This is a genomic window from Flavobacteriales bacterium (genome assembly GCA_016700415.1).
In the GTDB taxonomy this organism is placed as follows: domain Bacteria; phylum Bacteroidota; class Bacteroidia; order Flavobacteriales_F; family PHOS-HE28; genus PHOS-HE28.
Genome location: CP065018.1, coordinates 170846 through 194650, shown reverse-complemented (window position 1 = coordinate 194650; position 23805 = coordinate 170846). Strand labels below are relative to the sequence as shown.

Here is a 23805-nt window from a genome sequence, read left to right as displayed (position 1 = left end):
AAGCCACCCAGCGGCAAGTTCGTACCTTGGTCAACTGCCATGTCCATTGAACCGCGTGAGATCCGCACCAGCGTGGCCATCCTTAAGCGGATGCGCCCCGACCATCTCGAAGCGCATTACCTGCATGGCGCCGTGCTCAATACCGCTTCCTTGGAAGAGGTGCAGCGGGCCCGGCACAAACTGATGGGAAAGGTCCCGTACTGTATGCTCAGCATCATTCCGGAGGACGTGGACTACACCGTGTCCGCCATCACGGTGGACCATTTGCACGAGGACCGCAAGGAAGGTGCGCTGCTCGCCATCGCCGTGGTGGCCCGTGCGGACATGATGGAAATGATCCTGAAGCTCTACTTCGCGTACCACCCACAGCTCACGCGCATCCATGTAACCCCGTCCGAAGCCGATGCACACCAATGGCTGAAGAAGCAGATGGAGGAGCTTGGACGGACAGGGAGCTGAGCGCTCGGCTTTGCGGCGACCAGTCAAGCATCGCTGTGCCGAGGATCCCATAGTCTCCTGTTGGATCATTCCCTCGGAAACATTTTCGCAAGAGGCATGATCGGCGAACTTCGTTCAAGTTCCCATCAACATGCGCGCACAACAGTTCGTTATCCTCTTTGCATTCTCGACTTTCCCGGTCATTGCAAATGCCCAGACCATAGCCAACGCCGGGCCCGACCAGGAGACCTGCTTTGATACGACCTCCATGCAGGCGAACACACCCTTGCCAACGGAGACCGGCATGTGGTCATTGACAAGCGGCATGGTCACCATCACCGATCCCTCGGACCCATCGACCTCCGTTACCGGAATTTACTTTGGCCAGAACGTTCTCACTTGGACCATCATCACGCCGGTGGATACGACCGCCGATCAAGTGAGCATCACCCGTTACGAGGTCGATCCGCCGATCCCCAATGCCGGGCCGGATCAATCCATCTATGCGCCGCCGTTCAGCGCCACCATGGGCGCGGCGCCTCCGATCGCCCCGCAGGTCTGCACTTGGTCGCTGATCCAAGGCACGGGTCTCTTCAGCAACCCGAATGACCCATACGCCACGGTAACCGACTTGAGCGAGGGTGAGAACATTTTACGGTGGACCAGCGATAGTGGACCTTGCTTCCAACTTATCTCGGACGATGTCGTCATCACCGTGGAACTGTCCACCTCCATCGGTGCTGACGCGAACGACCGCCCCGTGGCGATGTGGTTCGATAACGCTTCCGGTCTTTTGAGGATCGTGGGCGATGTGCAAGCCAATTCGCTCTCGATCGTCAATGCGCTCGGGCAGCGCGTTGAAACGCCTGCAAGAATATCTGCTGGTGCGGTTGACCTGAGCGGCCTGCCATCTGGCAACTATAGCGCAACTGCAACGATCAGCGGCATACGCCGGACGTTGCGCTTTGTCGTGGGGCGGTGAAACCGTTGATCCGGCTATTGTCCTTACGCGGGGTTCCTGAAACGGAAATTCCGCACAAGGAGAAGCCTGTTTATTCCGAATCCTCCATGTACACCAACTTCAAGATGAGGGTGGTAGGTATTTGGGTTCCAATCACGGTGATGGTGATCTCGCCAGGCTGGTAGCTGTACGTGTATTGAAGGGTGCTCAATTGATGCGGAAGCAAATACCAAATGTTGTTCTTGTGCATATACAGCAACACCGCGTCATTATCGATCACTTCCTGGGTAAGGCTGGGAATCTCTTGCGTATACTGTATTCCGTTTGACAGTTGTTCCCAATCAGAACTGAGCGCGGTGAAACTCTCGACATGAAAATCAGTGTTCCCATCCGGCCCAGTAGGGCCAGCCGGTCCTGTGGGGCCTGCGGGGCCTTCTTTGGCACAGCCTGCCATCAGGAGACAAACCGCAGTCAGCATGAAGGTCTTCCGAATATCCATAGTGGTACTTTTCGGGTGAAAGCTATGGAATCTCCTGACCTGACCACTTCCTCCGCAAACGTCCGCAAGTCCAATAAAGACAATGGCAGGGCGATAATTCGGTCATTTGAGCTCCGGTCCCGATCTTCGCACAATCCCATCGGCTAATCGGCTAATCTGCCCATCCGCTAATCAGTTTACCATGGCCCAAAAGATCGACATCGAAGCCTCCAAGAACGAGGACCACAACAAGCTCGCCTGCTCCGACCTGCACAAGCGCCTCCACAAGATCCACGAAGGCGGCGGTGAGAAGCGCATCGCCAAGCAGCACGCGCAAGGCAAGATGACCGCCCGCGAGCGCATCGACGCGCTGCTGGACCCCAAGAGCCCCCACCACAGCGGGCAGGCGCGCATCGAGATCGGTGCCTTCGCCGCGGACGGCATGTACGCCGAACATGGTGGCGCGCCCAGTGCCGGTGTGGTCGTGGTGATCGGCTACGTGTGCAAGCGCCAGTGCATGGTGGTGGCCAACGATGCCACCGTGAAGGCCGGCGCGTGGTTCCCCATGACGGGCAAGAAGAACCTCCGCGCACAGGAAATAGCCATCGAGAACCGGCTGCCCATCATCTACCTCGTGGACAGCGCCGGTGTGTTCCTGCCCATGCAGGACGAGATCTTCCCCGACAAGGAGCACTTCGGCAGGATCTTTCGCAACAACGCCGTAATGAGCTCCATGGGCATCACGCAGATCGCCGCCATCATGGGCAGCTGCGTGGCCGGTGGCGCCTACCTGCCCATCATGAGCGACGAAGCCCTCATTGTGGAGAAGACCGGCAGCATCTTCCTCGCCGGCAGCTACCTCGTGAAAGCCGCCATCGGTGAGGACATCGACAACGAAACCCTCGGCGGCGCCACCACACACACGGAGATCAGCGGCGTGGTGGACTACAAATGCAAGGACGATGCGGAATGCCTCAAGACCATCCGCACCATCGTGGACAAGCTCGGCAAGCCGAAAGACGCTGGTTTCAGCAGGGAAAAATCCGCCAAGCCGAAGGCCGATGAAAAAGAGCTCTACGGCATACTCCCCAAGGAGCGCACCAAGCCCTACGACATGCGCGAAGTGATCGCGCGCTTGGTGGACGGCAGCGAATTCACCGAATACAAGGAGGGCTACGGCCAAAGCATCCTCACCGGCTACGCGCGCATCGACGGCTGGGCCGTGGGCATCGTGGCCAACCAGCGCAAAGTGGTGAAGAGCAAGAAGGGCGAGATGCAGTTCGGCGGTGTGATCTACAGCGACAGCGCCGACAAGGCCACCCGCTTCATCGCCAACTGCAACCAGAAGAACATCCCGCTGGTCTTCCTGCAGGACGTCACCGGCTTCATGGTCGGCAGCCGCAGCGAGCAGGGCGGCATCATCAAGGACGGCGCGAAAATGGTGAACGCCGTGGCCAACAGCGTGGTGCCGAAGTTCACCATCATCGTGGGCAACAGCTACGGCGCCGGCAACTACGCCATGTGCGGCAAGGCCTACGACCCACGCCTCATCGTGGGCTGGCCCAGCGCCAACGTCGCCGTGATGGGCGGCGACCAGGCCAGCAAGGTGATGCTCCAGATCGAAGTGAGCGCGCTGAAAGGCCGCGGCGAAACGATCACGCCGGAGAACGAGAAGCAACTGTTGGACAAGATCCGCAAGAAGTACGAGGATACCACCTCGCCGTACTATGCGGCCTCGCGGCTTTGGCTGGATGCGGTTATTGATCCGTTGGAAACTCGGACTTGGATCAGCATGGGGATCGAGGCGGCGGCGCAGAGCCCGGCTACGCGGGAGTTTAATATGGGGGTTTTGCAGGTGTAAGGCTGCGCAACTGGCGGGAAACTCTTACCTCGAGTCGAGGGAAAGAACTAGGGGGGAACGCAAGAATGGTCGGGCCCATATATTTGAGTTGAGCAAATGGCGAATCACTAACAGCTTGGTCAATCAGACCGAATTCAACACTTTACGCACCGACCCCTGATAATCATGGCACTTCAAGATGAGATACTCAGTAAGAAACGGGAAATCATCACCGACGGATATCCAATGTCCATTGGTGAACTCGTGAACTTATACAAGGATGACGAGCTAGACATACACCCCGAATTTCAACGCCTCTTCCGCTGGAAACCATTGCAACGAACTAGACTAATTGAGAGCATACTCCTAGGTATTCCAATCCCCTCGATATTCGTATCGCAACGAAAGGACGGTGTGTGGGATGTTGTCGATGGGCTGCAAAGGCTCTCAACCATATTTGAGTTCATCGGCATACTTAAAGATGAGAATGGCAAAGTGCTTCCAGGGAGTCGTTTGATTAGAACCGAATACCTTCCTTCATTAGAAGGAAAGGCCTGGGAGAATACTGATGATCCTGCAAACTCTCTTGACGCCGCAATGAGAATTGCCTTTAAGAGGGAGAAGATAGATGTGAAGATAGTGAAGCAGGAAAGTGATGACTCAATCAAGTATGAGCTATTCCAAAGACTCAATACACTTGGTTCAAAGCTATCCGATCAAGAGGTGAGGAATTGCCTTTTAGTGATGCTTGACCGACCTTTCCACGACTGGCTCAAGAACCTCTCCGAGGACGAGCACTTCTTGAGTACCATATCAATTGCAGAGAGACTTCTTAAGGAGAAGTACAACATGGAACTAGCATTGAGGTTCGTCATACTCAGCCTAATTGACCCCAACGAGGTGAAAGGCGTAAATGATTTCAGCGAGTTTATCACGGAGAAGATGGTGTCCATCGTCAATGACAAGAAATTCGACAGGGTTTCAATGGAGAATAAATTCACCCGGACGTTCACCCTTCTTGACGCCTCACTTGGTGATTCGTCCTTTCAGCGATACAATTCTGATAAGCAAAGGTTCGAAGGTAAATTCCTCGTTGCCGCGTTTGAAGCGGTGGCAATTGGGCTTGGAAAGAACATTAGTCTTTGGAAAGACAAGGATCCAGAATCACTTGTCGATAAGGTGAAGGATATTTGGTCTAATCCTAAGTTTCAGTCTCGATATGGAGCAGGTGTCAATGTAACCTCAAGAGTCCCTGCAATTATTCCCTTAGGCGAGACCATCTTGCGGCCATGAAAATTCGGTCGAAGGAAGACTGCATCAACCGTATTGAGCAAGATTTGGCATGGAGGAAGAAGGAGCTTACCTCGCTCAATATCGATGTACAAAGTGCTTCAGAAAAGCTCCTTCCCAAAGCACTTCGTTGCGCCTCTGTAATGCTCTATGCTCATTGGGAAGGGTTCGTTAAGAACTCCACACAGTATTATCTAAACTATGTGAAGTACCAAGGACTGAGCCTCAATCAAGTCAACACGTCAATTCTGGCACTGTCGTTAAAGCAGAGACTAAGTCAGTTTGAAGAGACGAATAAGGCCACGCTGCATGTACAGTTTCTTGATTACGTCCAAAGTGGGTTGTCCGACAAAGTGGACTTCTCTGATACATACTCGATAAGGACAGGCTCAAACCTGAATTCAAATATCCTAAAAGAGATTTACGCTACAGTAGGTCTTGATGTATCTTATTACGAACTTAGGTTTAAACTGATAGACCAGCAACTACTTAAGAACCGGAACGATATTGCTCACGGGAGTGAACCTCCTTTGAATAAGTCGGACTACAATCACTTGCATCGCGAAATTGTTGAAATGATTGATCACGTGCGCACTGATTTGTGCAATGCCGTATCTACAGGTCTCTTTAGAAAGCAACCATAGTTCCCCATTCCCGTGCTCGGGTCCTCATAATCCGCCATCTCGCGCGAGCATCTTCGCTCGTGCGTTTAATCGATCACACTATTCATCAACATGAGCGTGGACGCTGGCGCTAAGACAAGGGCTTAATATTGTGGAGTTGCAGACTTGAAAAACTTGTAAAGTGAATTGGAAACGCCTCCTACCATCTGACAAGAAGACTTGGATTGCCATCGTTGTGGTTGTCGGAGTGCTTGCCTATAACATACCAAAGTCATGGCAACAGGATAGGGAACTGGAGAGCGATGCTGGTGAAGCGATCGGGACGGTTGTCAACGTTTACCGTTCTGGGCGGAGCAATTTGGTGACTGTATTCGAGTTCGATGTGAATGATAACACATACACCGTCTCCTCCTCCTCGGATTGGTTCAAAGATTGTATAGGAACCAAATGGTGTATCGGAGAGCACCGCATGATACGCTACTGGAGGCCACATCCGGAAAGAGCCAAAGTAATGTGGGACAAACCCGCACCGGAGACGAACGAAATGGCGCCATGATATACGAGACAGGTATCGAGATAACGTTTGAAGCACCGCCGATGAAGGTGTGCAACATGGAACTATTGCAGCAACGATGGGCGAAATAATCGCAAGTGCCATTGGCTACATCCTCACTGTCTTTATCTTTCGTTATCCGGGCGCGCTGATACTGTACCACATAACGGGAAGGCGGAAGACCTTTGATCATTGGGCGGATGAAAGGCTTGAACTGTCCGGGGGCGTCGGGATGTTGGCCGTGGGGTTGGTCATTGGTGCGCTGGTCTATTTTTCGTGAGGCCGTTTGTTCCATGGTTCATCCGGTTCATCGGGTTGTGGTGGTTCCCCTCACTCCCGCAAGTCTTCCCGGCCCCAGGATAAAGGGAGCTCCTGACATGAACAGGCCGGGGCGACTTGTGGTTTGAAACCTCAGAAGCCTATCGCGGCCCTGAAACTTTCGCAGTCTTCAGACTGCCACACGGAACTACCTCCGGAGCACTTGCATTGGATCGAAGAGCATGCGTTGTCTCCTTTCGATATGTTCGAACCCCGCTGTGTGAAGTCCGAAGACTTCACGGAAAAGCATGGATGGAAGCATGTACACCACCCACAAGTCGCCCCGGCCGAGCAAGCTGGAGCGCCAAGTTTGGTCAGCCGGGAAGACTTGCGGGAGCATTGGGCAACAAACCGGTTGAGCAGGGCTTGGTCATGTTGCCGGAGCATTACGCGTACAGCTGCGCGCACGATGGGAGTCCTTTAAAGATGTTCGGAGATGAGGATTGAAGACGGCCGGAGGCCGCACGAGACCTGGCACCCGGGACCCCGGATGAGGCTCCGGGGCCGAGCGCGGGGGTAGAGGAACATGGATCCCGGACCGCTCACCTATATTCGCTCCGATGAAAAACCTCCGCACCCTCGCCAGCCTCTGCATCGCGTTCTCTGGAACCTTGTTCGCACAGACCAGTACGAGCGACTGCGACGGTTCCATCCAGCTTTGCGGGGGCGTCTACACCGAATTGTCCGCTCCGCAGGGTTCGGGGAACGTGTTCGAGTTCACGGGGATCTGCAACCAAAATGCGGAGAGCGCAAGCCTGTGGTACACCTTCACGGTGCAGGAAGCCGGCGATCTCAGCTTCGTGCTCGACCCGGCGAACGATGCGGACGACTACGACTGGGGATTGTTCAACATCACCGACGGGGGCTGCGCCGGCATCAATGCACAGAACGGTTCTTCACCGGAGGTGGAATGCAATTCCTATGGTGTAATTGGCACGAACGGCCCCACAGGGATCTCCACCGCCAATGGAGGTACGGGGAGCACGAACGGCCCCGGCGACCTGAACGGGCCGGCCTTCAATGCCGACCTCCCCGTAACGGTCGGGCAGACCTATGCCTTGGTGGTGATGAACTGGTCCGGCAGCCCGGACGGGTACAACATCGATTTCACGCAAAGCACGGCGGCGATCTATGACAATGTCCCACCGGTGCCGGTATCGGTCACCACGGATTGTTCCAACCAGAGCTTTGTGGTGAATTTCAGCGAACCCATCGTCACCAGTACGGTGATCCCGACGGATTTCACCCTGACCTCCCCTTCCGGCGTTGTGCTCCCCTTCGGCACTGTCACCCCGAACGTTCCGGGCGCGGTCTCACAATCGGGCTATACCATCACCTTGGACGACGTTCCCATGGAAGGCGGCATTTACACACTGACCATCACGTCCACATCGGGGAACGTGGAGGACCCGTGCGGCAACATCGTGGTGGAGACCACTTTTGAAGTACCCATCATCGCACCGTTCTCTTATACCGTGGAGGTCACCTCCGCGTGCAATGGGATGGGCGGAACATTGCAGGCTGTCCACGTGTCCGGGGGGACCGCACCGGTCACCTTCACGCTGGGGGGGACCGTGCTTCCCGACGGCACCGCCTCAGGGCTCTGGGCCGGCGATTATGTGCTGCATGTGGATGATGCCGCGGGCTGTAACATCTTGGCTGAGGTGACCATACCGGACCATGTGATACAGGTGCTCATCCCCCAGGAACAGGACAGTCTTTCCTGCTCGATAACCTCGATCACCGTGGAAGGCGTTCAGGTGCTTCCGGAGCAGGCCGTGAACTACGTGTGGACGGCCGTGACCGCAAGCGGCACCGACCCGGCCTTCAGCAGCGAGGCTTCGCCCACCATCTCCCAACCGGGCACCTATACCGTTCTTGTCACCGATTTGGAGGACGGATGCACGGATCAAGCGTCCGTGGTGATCGCGGAGACCTCGGTGCCCACTGTGGACCTCAGCTCGATCACACTCCCCAACGTGGTCTCGCCCAATGGCGATGGCATGAACGATGTGTGGCGGCCTTTCCTGCCCGCAGACCCCGACATGGACGTCACCGCCTTGTTCGACACCTACGAACTGACCGTATACGACCGCTGGGGGCAGACGGTGTTCGATGCCGGCAGCGGTGGGAAGGGGTCCTGGAACGCGAAAGATGTGGCCGATGGCACCTACTTCTACAAGGTCGCCTACCGGGCGGAGTGTGGCGCTGTCATCGACAAGGAAGCCAACGGCACCATCACGGTGTTGCGGTGAAGCGGAGTTCCCGGACCACCGATGCCCGTTGCCACAGACTGCCGGCCGATCGCCCTTGCAATGGTCCGATGCGGAGAATATCCCGCTTGATCTCCGCATATGTTGGGGAGAATAAGAAAACTCCACGTTCAGATTTCGTCCCTCCTCCGCCAATGAATAATTTTCGGGCCAGCATACCGTCCGTGCATCCCCCCATGTGGTGATTCGGACATTCAATCCATGGACCCATGAACCCCAAAGTGGACTGGTATTTCGACAAGGACTCAAAGTGGCAGGCGGAATTCAAGGCCCTGCGCACCATCGCGCTGGAGTGCGGCCTCGATGAGGAATTGAAGTGGGGCCACCCCTGCTACACCTTGAAGGGCAAGAATGTGGTCCTTATGCACGGCTTCAAGGACTACTGCGCGCTGCTGTTCCACAAAGGCGTGCTGCTGAAGGATGACGTAGGCATTATGACCCAGCAGACGGAGAACGTGCAGGTCGTGCGACAGATCCGCTTCAAGAGCCTGAAGGAGATCAAGAAACTGGCGCCGGTGCTGAAGGCCTACATCCACGAGGCCATTGCTGTGGAGAAGGCCGGCACGAAGGTGCCGATGAAGAAGACGAAGGAGTTCAACATGCCGGAGGAGTTCGCACAAGCACTGAAAGAGATGCCGGAACTGAAGAAAGCCTTTCAAGCCCTGACGCCCGGCCGGCAGCGCGGCTACCTCCTCTACTTCTCCTCAGCCAAGCAAGAGAAAACGCGGATGGCGCGGGTGGAGAAAAATGTCGACCGGATCTTGGAGGGGAAGGGATTGGATGACCAGTAAGACCTTCAGCCCTTCGATCGGACAATGATCGAACGATCGTGGTCACGAGCATGGGCGATCGGGATCCAGCTAAGGTGGTGAGCCAATCTACCTTCGCCTACATTTGGCCCACATGAAAAACCCCGCACTACGTCGCAAAGTCATCGTGTTGCTGATCGCCGGGATCATGATCTCCTGCACGGCATCGGCCTATTTGGGGCTGCAAGGAGGGCATACGGCACGGGCGGCTTCCGTCTTTTTTGCAGGTCTGGCGTTCTCGATCCTTTTCTGGTCGCGGATGCCGAAGAAAGAGAGTTGAGCTTTGTTCAAACCTTACGCGAACAAAGCAGGCAATTGCCACCTACGCCTTCTTCACGAACTCGCTCTTCAGCGCCATTGCACCGAAGCCCTCGATGCGGCAATCGATGTTGTGGTCACCTTCCACCAGCCGGATGTTCTTCACCTTGGTGCCCGCCTTCAGCGCTTTGGGAGCGCCTTTCACGGCGAGGTCTTTGGCCATCACCACATCATCGCCGTTGTGCAGGATGTTGCCGTTCGCGTCCTTCACCACCGGGCCAGCCTCTTCAGCAGCCGATTCCTCCGGGTTCCATTCGTGACCGCATTCGGGGCACATCAGACTTTGGCCAGTGGGGTAAGCAAAGGCTGACTTGCATTGCGGGCATGGGGGCGTGGTGCTCATGGCTGTGGTATAACAAGCTGCGAAGCTACCCAAAGCAAATGATGCTGGCCGGGGCATTCCTGTGGCCTGTTCCGCTCGTCAAGCCGGTGCGTGGCGCCATTGTCCCATTGCGCTTCAGGCATCGACCTGTCACCATCGCGTACATTGCCCGCTCCGATCCACCAAACCCACGCACCATGCACCCGATCCTCCGCAACATCCTCGCTGTTCTTGCCGGCCTCGTCGTTGGCGGCTTCGTGAACATGGGCCTGATCATCCTCGGCGGAAAGTTCCTTCCGCCACCGGCGGGCGTGGACGTGAACGACATCGCCAGCATCAACGCGCACATTGGTGAGTATTCGGTGCTTCAGCTCATGGCGCCTTTCATCGCGCATGCGGCAGGCGTATTGGTGGGAGCCTTCCTCGCGGCGAAGCTGGCAGCCTCCCGGCACTTGGCCCTGGCCATGATCATCGGTGCCTTCTTCATGCTCGGCGGCATCATGGCCGTTCGCATGATCCCCAATGCACCGGTCTGGTTCAGCACGCTGGACCTGGTGGTGGCCTATCTGCCGATGGCATGGATCGGCTACCGGCTGGCTGCGGAGCGAGCGTGACCTGGATCACTTCTCCACCTGCGGCCAGAACCGCTCGAACCCTTTGTACACCGCACGGTGCAGCAAGGTGGCGTGGGTCTCTTTCGGGAAGTATTCGTACCAACTTTGAAGTGATGGTCCTCCATATTTGCGGAGCGCATCCACCACCTGCCCGACCTGTTCCTTCATCATGTCCTCGTTCCCGGCGGAGGCGATAAAGACGCGCTTGTGCAGGTCGCGATGTGCTTTCACCCAAGCTTCCGCACCGGCTGCGAGCGCACCGTCATTCCACCAAAGACTGGGACCGATCAGCATGTAGTCATCGAAGAGCTCCGGTCTGGTGAAGAGCACTTCCGTCGCCAACAGCCCGCCTAAGGATTGGCCGATCAAAGTGCGATGCCCCGAGGTGCGGTAATGCTGCTTCACCATCGGTTCCACTTCCTTCTCCAAGTAACTGATGAAGGCTGCGGACCCGCCGTAAGTGGGCAACCAGACCTTGTCGCTGTCACTCTGCGTAGCGCCGGTGAAATCGTGGTAGCGCGACTTGCCGTTGTTGGCGATGCCCACCACGATGCTCTTCGGAAGCAGGTCGTACATGTTCATGAACTGCGCCAGCCCGGCGATGTGCGGAAAGTCCTCGTTCGCGGAACCGTCCAGCACGTAGATCACCGGATAGTTCAACGTGCTGTCGGTATACCCTTCCGGCAGGTAGACGTTCAGCACGCGCTCCTGGTCAAGGGCTTCGGAATGGAAGGTGATAACATCGCCAAAGACGAAGGGGGTGGTCCGGGATGTGCTCTGCACTTGGGCACTAAGCGTGGTGGAGAGCAACAGGGCGAGGGGAATGATCGAGCGCATGGTGCGAAGTTGACGAAATTGTGCTTCTAAACGGACGATGGGCAGCGGCTACTACGGCTTCCCCCCGCTATCTTGGCCTCCTCAGATCGCCATTTTACTCGGCAACCTCCCCAATGCTTACGGAAGCCTTAGACCGCATCGATTCTCTAAAGTCGGAACTGGACGCCTTGCGACCATTGGCCCCGGAGGATGAGCAGCGTCTTTGGCAAAAGCTGCGCTTGGAGTGGAACTACAACAGCAACCACATTGAGGGCAACACCCTCACCTACGGCGAAACCTTTTTGCTGCTGATCCATGGTCAGACCAACGGCGGGCACTCCATGCGCGAGTTTGAGGAGATGAAAGCCCATGACGTCGCCGTCTCCATGGTGCGCTCATGGGCAGACGATCCGGAGCGACCGTTGCTTGAGATCAACCTGCGTGAGCTCAACAAAATTCTACTGAAGGACCCCTTCTGGAAGGAGGCGATCACCCCGGACGGACAACCTACACGGGTGCAGATCCTGCCCGGAGAGTACAAGCGCCAGCCGAACAATGTCCGGTTAGCGAACGGCGAGATCTTCCGATTTGCAAGTGTTGAGGAGACGCCGGCGAAGGTGCATGAACTGATGGACTGGTTCGCCCAGACCGAAGACCTGCACCCGGTAGAGAAGGCAGCGATCTTCCATCACAGCTTCGTTGCCATCCATCCGTTCGGGGACGGCAACGGCAGGACCGCCCGTTTGATCACCAACTACATCCTGATGCGCGCAGGCTACATGCCGGTCGTGATCAAGAGCGCGGACAAGAGCAACTATCTGCGAGCATTGCAACAGGCGGATGCAGGGGACCTTCAGCCGTTCACTGAATACTTGGCCGAACAGGAAGAATGGGCTTTGGAACTGGGTATCAAGGCGGGCAAGGGTGAAAGAATTGAGGAGTCCAATGATCTTCATAAGCGATTGAATGTCCTTTCCAAGCAGTTCGCGAACATGGACCCGGATTTGACCGTGCAGTGGACCTTCAGCCGCGAGCACTTGCTTTGGATGTTGGATGCTTGGATAAGCCCCATGTTCGAGGAGCTTATCCAGACGACCCAGCAATTTCATCAATTCTTCATCAAGCCGGCACATCACCTTTATCTGCGCGAAGAAGTTGGGGAGATACCACATGTAACGACCAATATGGTCGCAAGCATGCAATTCGCCGATGAATCACCGACAGCGGTGAGCGCCTCGCTGCGGCAACAGATCATCGATAGCGATGCATCCCTTAATTCGGGAGGAAGATTTGTGTTCAACGCTTTTCTTGGGGATTTCAAGTTCCTCGGCAAGAATGGATTCGGCTGTGTGTATCACGCCGAGGTCGTGATCAGCTATCATCACTACGAGGTACACATCGATCAATTCAATGAGGGGAGCAGTAAGCGGAAATCAATAAAGGTGGCTGAAGGACTCCTGCACAAAGCTCTGCCTCCCTCCATTATTGAGGATATCAATCGTCAATTCGGCAATGCCGTAGCCAGTCACGTTGAGCATTGGGTGAACCGCGGTGGTATGGAGCCGCCTCTTTCGGGAGCGACAAGTGATGATCAACCTTGACCCGGAACTATCTAAGCCGAATAAATAGCCGGCAGACACTGCATTCGAATGACCACAACGCCGATCCGCATCGCGCCAACAACGCTGAAATTCCTTGCCGACCTCGACAAACACAACGACCGCGATTGGTTCCTTGCCCACAAGGAGCGCTACCAAGCCGCTTTGGAGAACATGCGCGACTTCGCGGATGCCTTGATCGAGCGGATGAACCGGCACGACCGGATCGAAACAGCATCAGGAAAGGCGAGCCTCCAGCGCATCTACAATGACCAGCGCTTCCACAAGGAGCGCCCGCCGTACAAAGCGCGTTTCGGCGGCGGGCTGGCGCGGGTGAAACCGGCCTTGCGCGGAGGCTATTACTTCAGCATCAAGCCAGGTGCTTCGTTCATCGCGTGCGGCTTCTTCGCCCCGGAAGCGGCGGACCTGAAACGCATCCGCATGGACATCCTGTATGATCATGAAACATGGGAAAGGCTTTTGAAAGGAAAGGCCTTGCGCAAGCATTTGGGTACGATTGAAGGGGATCAACTCAAGACCGCGCCGCGTGGCTTTCCGAAGGACCACGCAGCCATCGACCTGTTGCGGCGCACGCAGTTCCTGTTCCGCCATTCCTTCACGGACAAGGAGGTTCTGGCACCCGGTTTCGCGGATACCGTGAACGCCAGTTTCAAAACCATAAGACCCTTGTTCGACCACATGAGCGAGGTGCTCACCACGGACGAGAACGGGAACCCGTTGTAGGCAACGATCAGTTCTGCGCGCCGAACGTTTGGCGCAGCTTCGGATCCACGGCGGTACCGGTCTTCACGGTGCTCGTGGCATCCACCTCCTGTTCGGTCGTGTTGCCCGTCAAGGTGTTGGCGTAAAGCATCAAGGTGGCACCTCCCAGCACCACCTTGTCGCGGTGCAGCACGAAGACCTTTTCGTTCCCCGTGAAGGTGCATGCGTCCACGTCCAGATTTGACCCGTCCGAGCCACGCATGGCCATTGCGTTGTTGGTGAACTGGCTGCCTGTGACCAAGACCTCGCTGGCCCGCCCCGCGCGCAGTGCCACGAACGGCAGATCGGCAAAGGTGCAGCTACGCACCAGCATGTGCGAGGCACGCAGGCCAAGTCCGGTGCGGGTCTTGGCATCGCCGCCACCAGCAGGTTGGATGAAGGCACAGCGCTCAATGGATCCGTTCACCTCCGAGAGGTCCACGTATCCATGTCCCGCTCCGGCCAGATAGCAATCGCTCATCGCCAAAGTGCCGCGACGCTGGCTGATGGAAGCATCCCCGAATGTGGGGCCAATGCTGCAATTATCCACGTGCACGTCGGCGCTGATGAAGCTGAGCATGCCGCCATGCCGGATGCCGTCCAGCAGCAGGTCGCTGCCGCCGCTCATGCGCAAACCGCGGATGCGGACACGTGTAGCGCCGGTGCCGTTCACAGCGATGGAGCCGAAAGGCTGCGCATCGTCCATGGGGCGGATGAAGACGGGATTGAGGTCCGTGCCGCGCATGTGCAACTCGCCGTTTACCACCACGCTCACGCCCGGTGCGATGAACCAACGCGTTCCTCGTTCCAGCACCACCGCCATGCCCTTCGGCAGCACGAGGTCATGATCGATCTCGTACTTGCCGCGCACGAAACGGATGGTGTCGGGGTCGCTGCGGAAGGGCTTCAGCCAAGGGTCCAACGGAATTGCGGCAGCTACAGGCTCCGCAGTGGACGCGCCGATGAAGCCCGCCGTTGCCGGATGGAACAGGCGCTGCATGAACTGCTCCCGCGTGTGGTCCACCTCCGCCTGCACCAGCCCGATGTTGCGGCCGTTGGCCAATACGGGCACCGCTGCGGAATCAATGGCGAGGAATCGTGCCGTCCAAGCTGCGCTGTCCGCACGCAAGCGATCGGCCAGCCGGGTGATGCTTGATCGGTTCTTCGCAGTGGCCATCGCGTTGCGGAAGGTTGTAGCAATAGGACCGTCGGTCCATGCAGTGTCCGCGCCGAAGCGCATGCGGTAGAGCGGCAGCACCCGGCCGGTGACGCGGTCGTACAAGGCGCCGCCAATTCCGTTGAGAAGGCTGCTCCGTTGTTCCGCAAGGGCCAGCAAACCCAAGGCCGCGGTGGCGGAAGTGTCAAAGCGGTCCGCGTGCAAAGGTTGGTTCTCCGCGTTGCCCAACGTATCGCCGACGACGGTCGTGGGTCGTCCGTCCGGCGGCACCGTGCCGTTCTCCGACACGAGCACCATGGCCAAGGGCGCATGCTTCAGCACATAGTCGGACGTGATGCGTTCCTGAGCGAGAAAGGCACCGAGCTTCTTTCCGTCGCGTTCCACTTGGACCAACGCGGATCCGGGCGCAAGGATGTCCAAGGAATCGGTAACGGCTTGGGCGTACAGCGCTTCCAACGAGCGCAGGTCCGCAGGTACCAAAGCCATGGCCGTGGTGCCGCGGAAAGGGTGCTCTTCGGGAAAGTCCAAAGCGATCCCGCCCACGACCGGCGTACCCTTTGCGTTCATCATCAAAGGCATGATGGTGGCCGCCGCTTCCTCCTTTCCCGCGCTCAATGTCACGCTCCCTTGATCCCCGCCAGTGAGCTTGAAGAGTTCCGCATCGCCTTGCACATGTTGCCCGGGCCGGCGGTCGAAGAGGTGTTGATAGGCCATCACCTCCTCTTTGCCGATGCCCCACGGCCAATGTGCCACCATCCGATCGTATGGTAAAAGCGAAAAGATCATGAAGAGCGCCACGGCGGGCACGGCGAGGCCGAACAACCATGATTGCACCGTGGTCTTGGATCGCCTCCCTTTCCTCATGCGCTGTGGTCGCTATACCGGATCATCGCTTGGCGACGGGGCTGAGCATGAACACGAGCAAGGCCACCACCGTGAGCACCAAGGCGCTGAGGATCAGTCCGAGGCCCAGCAATGTGGCGATCAGCATGATGGGCACCACCAGTCCACGGCCATTGTCGTTCCGATCGAAGAAGCCCGCGACGATGACAGCGAAGGCGATCACCAAGGGTTGCCACCATTCCTGGTGAAAGCTGCGGACCAGCAGGGCCAGTCCGAACGATACGGTCAGGAGCGGCAAGCGCAGCAAGGGTCCTCGGTCATGGGCCCGATAGCCCCGGTTATAGGCCCAGCCCACTACGGCAAGGGCCACGATCAACTGGACGAGCAGCACGACAACGTCCCCCGTGCCCGCAGGAAAGATCCGCCACCAATGGTCCATCTGTTCGCGCATAACGGCGAATTTCAGGAACACGGGCGTGGAGCAGGACCGTGGAAGGCGGCTTTCGCCAACAATGCACCGTGAGTAACCGGCGCAAGGTCAGAGGTATCGTGCCATCCATGTGTTCCGCAGCGGCGTGCGGAAACGCGCGTCCAGATCGGCTTTTGTGGCCACCAGATCATCAAAGACGATGGTGTCGGCGGTGATCTCCCCGGTCTTCAACAGGTCCTCCACTTCGGGCACGCGGCACGAGCGGATGGCGCCGTCCTTTTCATAGAGCACCACCATGCGATCGGTCAGGCTGAGGCCCATGTCATCTTCCAGCCGCTTGATGAACTGGACGGATCCGTCAACGCTGCCACCACAGATCACCATGTCCGCCATGTCGGCGACGATGACCACGAAATGGTCGTTAAGCACCCCGAAGGCCGTCCGTACCTCTTCGCCATGGGAGACCCATGAATCCGCAAAGGCTTGCCCCTGCTTGCTGATCGCAGCCGATCGCTCCGGGGTGAAGGCAACGGCGCTCTTGTACATCCATACCCTGGAATGGGCGGGCATCGTGGCAAGTGTCGGTTTTGTGGTCTGAGCTTCCATGGGGCAAAGGTCGGCATCACCGGCCATCACATTCAAGGCCGGGGTCTCCCCTACTTTTTTCAAGGAGGGGTTGGGGGTGGTTCGCTCAAGTAATGCACCACCCCTTCCCCTCCTTGAAAAAAGGAGGGGAAAACTCAACACCGTCGTGAAACTCTGAACCGGAAGAAGCGATCGCCCTAGTATATTCAACCATGCGCTTGGCTGCTGACGGATAGATTTGGCACCTTCGATCGTCCACCAACGACATCTTTCAACATGGACCGCATCCTCCTTTACGCTTTCGGCGCGCTCACCCTCCTCCCCCTCTCCACCACCGCGCAGAACGAGGCATTGTGGCTCCGCTACCCTGCCATTTCACCGGACGGTAGCAGCATCGTCTTCAGCTACCAGGGCGACCTGTGGCGCGTGGATGCTTCCGGAGGAACGGCCTCCCTGCTCACCACCAACGAAGCCTATGAGCATTCACCGGTGTGGTCCCATGATGGCAAGTGGATCGCCTTCGCCAGCGATCGCCATGGCAATAATGACGTGTTCATCATGCCGAGCACCGGCGGCCCGGCCACCCGGCTTACCTACAACAGCGCCAACGATGTCCCCAGCGATCTCACGCCGGACAACTCCGCCGTCCTTTTCAGCAGCAACCGCCTGTATAGCGCAGCGGACCGGCAGTTCCCCAGCGGTCGCTTCGGGGACCTGTACCAAGTGCCCGTGGGCGGTGGCGAGGCTCTGCGCGTGATGTCAACAGCGGCCGTCAATGCGAGCTATAGCCCGGACGGGACCACCATCGTCTACCAGGACATCAAGGGCTACGAGAACAATTTCCGCAAGCACCACACCTCATCGGTGACGCGTGACATCTGGACGTACGACGTCAAGGACAAGCAGTACGCACAGATCAGCACCTTCAACGGTGAGGACCTGAACCCGGTCTTCAGCCCGGACGGCATGCAGGTGTACTTCCTCAGCGAAGCGAAGGGTTCCATGAACGTGTTCCGCACGAGCATTTTCGGCGGACCTTCCACGCAGATCACTTTTCTGGACAAGGACCCGGTGCGTTACCTCTCCATCAGCTCCAACGGAACGCTGTGCTTCGCCTTCCGCGGCGCCCTGTACACCATGGCACCCGGCGCGGCCCCGCAACGCATCACAGTGAGCACTGCCACCGACAGCCGGTACGCCGCCGAAAAGACCATACCCGTGAAGGGCGATGCATCGGAGATCACCCTTTCGCCGAACGGCAACGAAGTGGTGTTCGTGCATCGCGGCGATGTCTTCGTCACCTCGGTGAAGGAGGGTACCACACGCCGCATCACCGATACGCCGGAGCAGGAGCGCTCCGCCAGCTTCAGCCCGGACGGCCGCAGCATCATTTACGCCAGCGAGCGCTCCCGCAATGCTGCGGGAGGCAGCTGGGATCTCTACCGGTCCTCGCTCACACGTAAATCCGAGAAGCAGTTCTTCAATGCCACGGTGTTGAAGGAGGAAGCCGTGCTGGCCACGCCCGCAGAGGAATTCCAGCCCGTCTTCTCGCCCGACGGCAAAGAGGTGGCCTACCTCGAGGAGCGCACCACCGTGAAGGTGGTCAACCTTGCCAGCGGAAAAACGCGCACCATCCTGCCGGGCGACCGCAACTACAGCTACAGCGACGGCGATCAATACTTCTCATGGTCACCGGACAGCAAGTGGCTGCTGGTGGAATTCCTCCAGGGCAACCAGTGGATCACGCAATGCGGCCTTGTGAGCGCATCGGGGAATTCTCCCGTGGTGAACCTCACCAAGAGCGGGCACGGCGGCGCACACCCCAAGTGGGCACTGGACGGCAAAGCGATGCTCTGGTTCAGCGGTCGCGACGGCATGAAGAACCAGGCCAGCTGGGGAGGCCAGGAGGATGCGTACGCCATGTTCTTCACGCAGGCAGCGCTGGACACCTTCAAGCTGAACAAGGAGGAATACGAATTGCTGAAGAAGCAGGGCAAAGGCGATGAGAAGGGAGAGGATGGTGAAGATGGTAAGGACAGTAAGGGTGGTAAAGGAGGTAAGGGAGGTAAGGGAAGTAAAGAAGTGAAGAAGGACAGCACCGTCGCGCCGTTGAAATTCGAACTGGACGGGATCGAGGACCGGAAGGTGCGCCTCACGATCAACTCCTCTGATCTGGCGGACGCGGTGCTTTCCAAGGACGGTGAAAAGCTCTACTACTTGGCCTCCTTTGAAAAGGGCTATGACCTCTGGGAGACGAATGTGCGCAGCAAGGAGACGAAGCTGCTGGTGAAGATCGGCGCTGAAGACGCGGGCAGTCTGGAGATGGACAAGGAGGGCAAGAACCTGTTCTTCCTCAACAACGGCGGCATATCCATGGTGGACCTGGACAAGGGTGAGGTGAAGGGCGTGGGCATCAATGGCGAGATGACACTGAACGCCGCGGCCGAACGTGACCACCTCTTCGGGCATGTATGGCGGCAGATGGTGAAGAAGTTCTACGTGAAGGACCTTCAGGGCACGGACTGGGAATACTACAAGAAGGAGTACGCGCAATACCTGCCGTACATCAACAATGACAACGACTTCGCCGAGCTGCTGAGCGAGATGCTGGGCGAGCTCAACGCGTCACATACCGGTGCCTACTACCGGGACCGCGATCCGCAGGGTGATGCTACGGCACACCTCGGTCTGTTCTATACCAACGACACCATGCCGGGGCTGACCATCGCCGAAGTGATGGAGCGTTCGCCCGTGATAAAAGCGGGTTCGAAGATCAAGGCCGGTATGGTGATCGAGAAGATCGACGGCATCGCGATCTCCAGCAAGGAGGATCCCGCCCGGCTGCTGGACCGCAAAGCGGGGCGCAATACACTGCTCTCCCTCTTCGACCCCAAGACCGGCAAGCGCTGGGAAGAGACGGTGAAGCCGATCGATGAAGGTGAGGAGAACGAGCTGCTCTACCACCGCTGGGTGGAACGGAACCGCCACGCAGTGGACAGCATCAGCGGGGGCCGCGTGGGGTATGTGCATGTGCGCGGGATGAACAACGACAGCTACAAGACCGTGTATGAGGAGGTGCTTGGCAAATACTACGGCAAAGACGCACTGGTCGTGGACACCCGCTTCAACGGGGGCGGCTGGCTGCACGATGACCTCGCCACCTTCCTCAACGGCCACGTTTACATGCATCTGCAGCCACGCGGACAGGACCTCGGCACCGAGCCACAGTTCAAATGGACCAAGCCCAGCGTGGTGCTGATGAACGAATCGAACTATTCGGATGCGCACATGTTCCCCTTCACCTACAAGGCCCTCGGCATCGGCAAGCTGGTGGGCATGCCCGTGCCCGGCACCGGCACCGCCGTCTGGTGGGAGGACCTGCAGAACGGCGTGATCTTCGGGATCCCGCAGGTGGGCATGGTGGACAACAACGGGAATTACCTGGAGAACCAGCAGTTGGAACCCGATGTGAAGCAGGCCGCTGAACCCGGGTTGCTCAGCACGGGCACGGACCAGCAGATCGGCGCGGCGGTGAAAGTGTTGTTAGAAGGAAAAAAATGATCCAGCCCTTAGTTCGCTCAATGTCGCCGGTTCGGCCCACTGAGTGAGAGGGGTTAGAGATCTCCCGCCTCCGCGATCAGTTCCGCGACGTCCTTCACCACCACGCTGCCTTCCTTGTTGAAGTGCTTCACGCCGTCGGTCATCATGGTGTTGCAGAACGGGCATCCGGCCGCGATGATGTCGGACCCGGTGCCAATGGCCTCTTCGGCACGTTCCACGTTCACCTCCTTGTCGCCGGGTTCGGCCTCCTTCCACATCTGCGCGCCGCCCGCACCGCAGCACAGCCCTTTTGCCTTGCTCCGCTTCATCTCCACCAGCGCGGCATCCAGCTTCAGCAGCACCTCGCGCGGGGCCTCGTATTCGCCATTGCCCCGTCCCAAGTAGCAGGGATCGTGGAAAGTGATGCGCTTGCCTTTGAAACTGCCACCGTCCACGGTGATGCGGCCTTCCTTCAGTAGCGCGTTGATGAACTGTGTATGGTGCATCACCTCGTACTCGCCGCCCAGCGCAGGGTATTCGTTCTTGATGGTGTTGAAGCAGTGCGGGCACGCGGTGACGATGCGCTTCACGCCGTAGCCGTTGAGCACGGTGACGTTCTGCAAAGCCTGCATTTGGAACAAGAACTCATTGCCGGCCCTACGCGCGGGATCACCAGTGCAGCTTTCCTCCTGCCCCAGCACGGCGAATTTCACCTTGGCCGCGTTCATGATGCGGACGAAAGCTTTGGAAATTTTACGCGCCCGATCGTCGAAGGAGCCCATGCAACCCACCCAGAAGAGGACCTCGGGCACTTCTCCGCTGGCCGCGTAGTCGGCCATGGTCTTCACTTGGATGGGTTCGCTCATTCCTCTGTCCACTTCATGCGTTGATCAGGCCCGAAAGCCCATGCGGCCCCGTTGTTCTCCACCGTCGTGAACATGGCGTTGAGCTCTTGGCGCGCCTTGCTTTCCTCCATCACCAAGTAGCGGCGCATGTCAAGGATGATGTTCACCGGATCGATGTTCACCGGACAGGCCTGGGTGCAGGCGTTGCAGGTGGTGCAGGCCCAGAGCTCTTCCTCGCTGATCCGGCTGAAGAGGCTCTTGCCGTCGTCCTCCCACTTGCCTTTCGAATCGATCACTTTGCCCACTTCCTCCAAGCGATCGCGGGTGTCCATCATGATCTTGCGCGGGCTGAGCAGCTTGCCGGTGATGTTGGCCGGGCATTCACTGGTGCAACGTCCGCACTCGGTGCAGGTGTAGGCGTCCATCAGGCTTTTCCAGGTGAGGTCGAAGACGTCCTTGGCACCGAAGTGCTCGGGCGGAAGACCGTTCGTGGGTTCCGCAGGCGGGGCGGGCGGCGGGATGGACGGGTCCAGCATGCTCTTCACCTCCGCCGACACGCGCGGCATTTCCGACATCTCCGTCTTCGGCTTCAGCTTGCTGTACCACACGTTGGGGAAGGCCAGCAGGATGTGGAAGTGCTTGCTGTACGGCAGGTAGTTGAGAAAACCGAGGATGCCGATGATGTGGAACCACCAGCAGGATCGTTCGATGCCGATGAGGGTGGAAGGTGCGAGGCTGCCAAAGTGGAAGAGCTGTGCAAGGTGCGCGCTGATGGGGAAGGCTCCGGCCACGATGTAGTGCTCCGCACCCATGCCTTGCAGCGTGTGGTCGGCGGCGTTCATCAGCAGGAAGGCCGACATCAGCAGGATCTCGAAGGTGAGGATGAGACCGGCGTCCGTGCGGGGCCAGGCGGTCATCTCCCTTGACCAGAAACGCTTGATGCGCAGGATGAAGCGCCGGATGAGGAAGATCGCGCAGCCCAACCACGTGAGGACCGCGAGGATCTCGAAGCTGCCGATGAGGAAGTCGTAGGAGCCGCCGAGGAAGCTGAGCACGCGGTGTGTGCCGAAGATGCCGTCGATGATGATCTCAAGCACTTCGATGTTGATGATCACGAAGCCCGCGTAAACGACGATGTGCAAGATCCCGGCGACGGGCCGCACCACCATCTTGCTCTGGCCCAAAGCCACTTTCGTCATCAACGCCCAACGCTCCGCGGGGCGGTCCGTGCGGTCCTCATCACGGCCCAGCAGGATGTTCCTCCGGATGCGCCTCACATTCCACGTGAACCACCAAGCGGCGGCCGCGAACGCAAGGAGGAAGACAATGGACGCGATGCTCATGGCGTGGTCTTCGGTGGATAGGCGTCACGGATGCGCTCGATGTCGGAGCCGCTGAGCTTGGGCAGCTTGTCCTTCCGGCCGAAGATGGAGAGGTAACGGCCCGGATTCAAGCGGACGTCCTCCAGCAGCAGGTCCATCTGATGGCTGGCGGAATTCAGGTTGTGGTACAGGCTGTCGTCGGTCATCAGCTTTCCGAGCGTGCCCTGCCCGCTGTTGATCTTCTCCATGGTGGCCTTCAGGTCGTTGGAGGTGGACTCCAGATTCGCCATCATGCGCTCCAGGCGGCCGTTGGCCAAGGCGGCGGTGGCGCTGTCCATGTTCGTAAAGATGTTGTCCAAGTGTTCCCTGTTGGCCACCAAAGCGCCGGAGAGCGTGTCCAGGTTGCAGAGGATCGCATTGATATGCTTGGTCTGCGTCGCGATGAGCTGGTCCAGGCCGTGCGTGGTGGAGTTGATGTTCTCCATGGTGGCGCGCAGGTTGGTGAAGCTGGCATCGATGTCGCCTCGCGCATCCTCATTGAGGATCAGCTGCAAGGCGCTGAGCACCGAGTCCACGCTGGCGAGCATGCCCTCGGCCTTGCGCTTCAGGGGGTCGATCTGGGCGCCCACCGATTGCGTGAGGCTCAATTCGGCATTACCGACCAAGGTGTCGCCGCGCAAGGCCTCCGGACCATTTCCCAAGATGACGCGTACTGCTCGGGAGAAGAGATCGGCGCTAAAGAGCTCGACACGGGTGTCCTTGGTGAGCTTCAGGCGGTTCTCTTTGATCTGGAAGCTCACATCGATGCGCCCTGTTCCGTCGGGCAGCATTTCGGTGCTGATCACCTGCCCCACCTTGTAGCCGTTGAACAGCACCGGCGTGGCGTCGTTGATGCCTGAGACATCGGTATAGACCGCGTGGTAAACGTTGCGGCCTTTCAGCAGGTCCAGCCCCTTGAGGAAGTTCAACCCGAAGATCAGCAGGACGATGCCACCGATCGCCATCAGCGCGATGGAATACTGTCGTTTGATTTTTGGCACGGGCGTGGAG

At 58.1% G+C, this 23805-nt stretch carries 22 protein-coding genes; 13 read left to right on the top strand and 9 right to left on the bottom strand.

From position 1 onward, the window contains the following. The first annotated feature begins 39 nt into the window (after positions 1-39). Together IPP95_00850 and IPP95_00845 are read left to right on the top strand one after the other, a co-directional pair. Positions 40-459: a hypothetical protein gene (locus IPP95_00850; GenBank protein ID QQS72818.1), complete on the top strand. Its 420-nt coding sequence runs from the start codon at positions 40-42 to the stop codon at positions 457-459. Between the two features lie 130 nt (positions 460-589). Then, positions 590-1420: a T9SS type A sorting domain-containing protein gene (locus tag IPP95_00845; GenBank protein ID QQS72817.1), complete on the top strand. Its 831-nt coding sequence runs from the start codon at positions 590-592 to the stop codon at positions 1418-1420. 70 nt (positions 1421-1490) lie between these two features. Here the strand turns inward: IPP95_00845 and IPP95_00840 are convergent, their stop codons facing one another. Beyond that, positions 1491-1898, bottom strand: a complete 408-nt coding sequence (locus IPP95_00840) for a collagen-like protein (protein ID QQS72816.1) — start codon at positions 1896-1898, stop codon at positions 1491-1493. Positions 1899-2091: 193 nt separating this feature from the next. On the opposite strand from IPP95_00840, the gene IPP95_00835 reads away from it, so the two are divergent. The 7 genes from IPP95_00835 to IPP95_00805 all read left to right on the top strand — a co-directional run bounded on the left by IPP95_00835 (position 2092) and on the right by IPP95_00805 (position 9863). Then, positions 2092-3738 (top strand): acyl-CoA carboxylase subunit beta, encoded by a 1647-nt coding sequence (locus tag IPP95_00835; protein QQS74156.1) that lies wholly within the window; start codon positions 2092-2094, stop codon positions 3736-3738. A gap of 165 nt (positions 3739-3903) precedes the next feature. Continuing rightward, positions 3904-5010 carry a DUF262 domain-containing protein gene (locus tag IPP95_00830; GenBank protein QQS72815.1) on the top strand — a complete coding sequence of 369 codons (1107 nt, stop codon included), beginning with the start codon at positions 3904-3906 and terminating at the stop codon, positions 5008-5010. Next, positions 5007-5651, top strand: a complete 645-nt coding sequence (locus IPP95_00825) for a hypothetical protein (GenBank protein QQS72814.1) — start codon at positions 5007-5009, stop codon at positions 5649-5651. Before IPP95_00830 ends, IPP95_00825 begins: the two co-directional genes overlap by 4 nt. Before the next feature lie 611 nt (positions 5652-6262). Then, on the top strand, positions 6263-6463 hold the full coding sequence (locus IPP95_00820) for a hypothetical protein (protein ID QQS72813.1): 201 nt from the start codon (positions 6263-6265) through the stop codon (positions 6461-6463). Positions 6464-7061: 598 nt separating this feature from the next. Next, positions 7062-8756, top strand: coding sequence for a gliding motility-associated C-terminal domain-containing protein (locus IPP95_00815; protein ID QQS72812.1), 1695 nt, complete (start codon positions 7062-7064; stop codon positions 8754-8756). A gap of 227 nt (positions 8757-8983) precedes the next feature. Beyond that, positions 8984-9565 carry a YdeI family protein gene (locus IPP95_00810; protein QQS72811.1) on the top strand — a complete coding sequence of 194 codons (582 nt, stop codon included), beginning with the start codon at positions 8984-8986 and terminating at the stop codon, positions 9563-9565. A gap of 112 nt (positions 9566-9677) precedes the next feature. Beyond that, positions 9678-9863: a hypothetical protein gene (locus tag IPP95_00805; protein QQS72810.1), complete on the top strand. Its 186-nt coding sequence runs from the start codon at positions 9678-9680 to the stop codon at positions 9861-9863. 42 nt (positions 9864-9905) lie between these two features. On the opposite strand, the gene IPP95_00800 is transcribed toward IPP95_00805, so the two are convergent. Continuing rightward, the gene (locus IPP95_00800; protein QQS72809.1) at positions 9906-10244 is read right to left on the bottom strand and encodes an alkylphosphonate utilization protein; all 339 of its coding nucleotides are present in this window, start codon (positions 10242-10244) and stop codon (positions 9906-9908) included. Positions 10245-10420: 176 nt separating this feature from the next. Between IPP95_00800 and IPP95_00795 the strand changes: the two genes are divergently transcribed. Then, positions 10421-10837: a hypothetical protein gene (locus tag IPP95_00795; GenBank protein ID QQS72808.1), complete on the top strand. Its 417-nt coding sequence runs from the start codon at positions 10421-10423 to the stop codon at positions 10835-10837. Positions 10838-10843: 6 nt separating this feature from the next. Here the strand turns inward: IPP95_00795 and IPP95_00790 are convergent, their stop codons facing one another. Next, on the bottom strand, positions 10844-11674 hold the full coding sequence (locus tag IPP95_00790; GenBank protein QQS72807.1) for an alpha/beta hydrolase: 831 nt from the start codon (positions 11672-11674) through the stop codon (positions 10844-10846). Positions 11675-11787: 113 nt separating this feature from the next. Between IPP95_00790 and IPP95_00785 the strand changes: the two genes are divergently transcribed. Continuing rightward, a complete protein-coding gene (locus IPP95_00785) occupies positions 11788-13254 on the top strand; it encodes a Fic family protein (protein ID QQS72806.1) in 1467 nt (488 codons plus the stop codon). 48 nt (positions 13255-13302) lie between these two features. Next, on the top strand, positions 13303-13995 hold the full coding sequence (locus IPP95_00780; protein ID QQS72805.1) for a DUF2461 domain-containing protein: 693 nt from the start codon (positions 13303-13305) through the stop codon (positions 13993-13995). A 7-nt stretch (positions 13996-14002) separates the two neighbouring features. Here the strand turns inward: IPP95_00780 and IPP95_00775 are convergent, their stop codons facing one another. From IPP95_00775 to IPP95_00765, 3 genes are all read right to left on the bottom strand, one after another. Then, complete coding sequence (locus tag IPP95_00775) at positions 14003-16024, bottom strand: right-handed parallel beta-helix repeat-containing protein (protein ID QQS72804.1); 2022 nt, start codon at positions 16022-16024, stop codon at positions 14003-14005. A gap of 52 nt (positions 16025-16076) precedes the next feature. Then, positions 16077-16484, bottom strand: a complete 408-nt coding sequence (locus tag IPP95_00770; GenBank protein QQS72803.1) for a hypothetical protein — start codon at positions 16482-16484, stop codon at positions 16077-16079. A gap of 87 nt (positions 16485-16571) precedes the next feature. Beyond that, complete coding sequence (locus tag IPP95_00765; GenBank protein ID QQS72802.1) at positions 16572-17132, bottom strand: hypothetical protein; 561 nt, start codon at positions 17130-17132, stop codon at positions 16572-16574. Between the two features lie 192 nt (positions 17133-17324). Between IPP95_00765 and IPP95_00760 the strand changes: the two genes are divergently transcribed. Then, positions 17325-20609 carry a PD40 domain-containing protein gene (locus IPP95_00760; GenBank protein ID QQS72801.1) on the top strand — a complete coding sequence of 1095 codons (3285 nt, stop codon included), beginning with the start codon at positions 17325-17327 and terminating at the stop codon, positions 20607-20609. A gap of 53 nt (positions 20610-20662) precedes the next feature. Here IPP95_00760 and IPP95_00755 read toward each other — a convergent pair whose 3' ends face one another. The 3 genes from IPP95_00755 to IPP95_00745 are packed head-to-tail and all read right to left on the bottom strand — an operon-like array spanning position 20663 to position 23795. Next, positions 20663-21454 (bottom strand): (Fe-S)-binding protein, encoded by a 792-nt coding sequence (locus IPP95_00755; protein QQS72800.1) that lies wholly within the window; start codon positions 21452-21454, stop codon positions 20663-20665. Then, positions 21451-22776: a (Fe-S)-binding protein gene (locus IPP95_00750; protein ID QQS72799.1), complete on the bottom strand. Its 1326-nt coding sequence runs from the start codon at positions 22774-22776 to the stop codon at positions 21451-21453. The genes IPP95_00755 and IPP95_00750 overlap by 4 nt, the downstream gene beginning before the upstream one ends. Beyond that, complete coding sequence (locus tag IPP95_00745) at positions 22773-23795, bottom strand: MCE family protein (protein QQS72798.1); 1023 nt, start codon at positions 23793-23795, stop codon at positions 22773-22775. The genes IPP95_00750 and IPP95_00745 overlap by 4 nt, the downstream gene beginning before the upstream one ends. Positions 23796-23805: the final 10 nt, after the last annotated feature.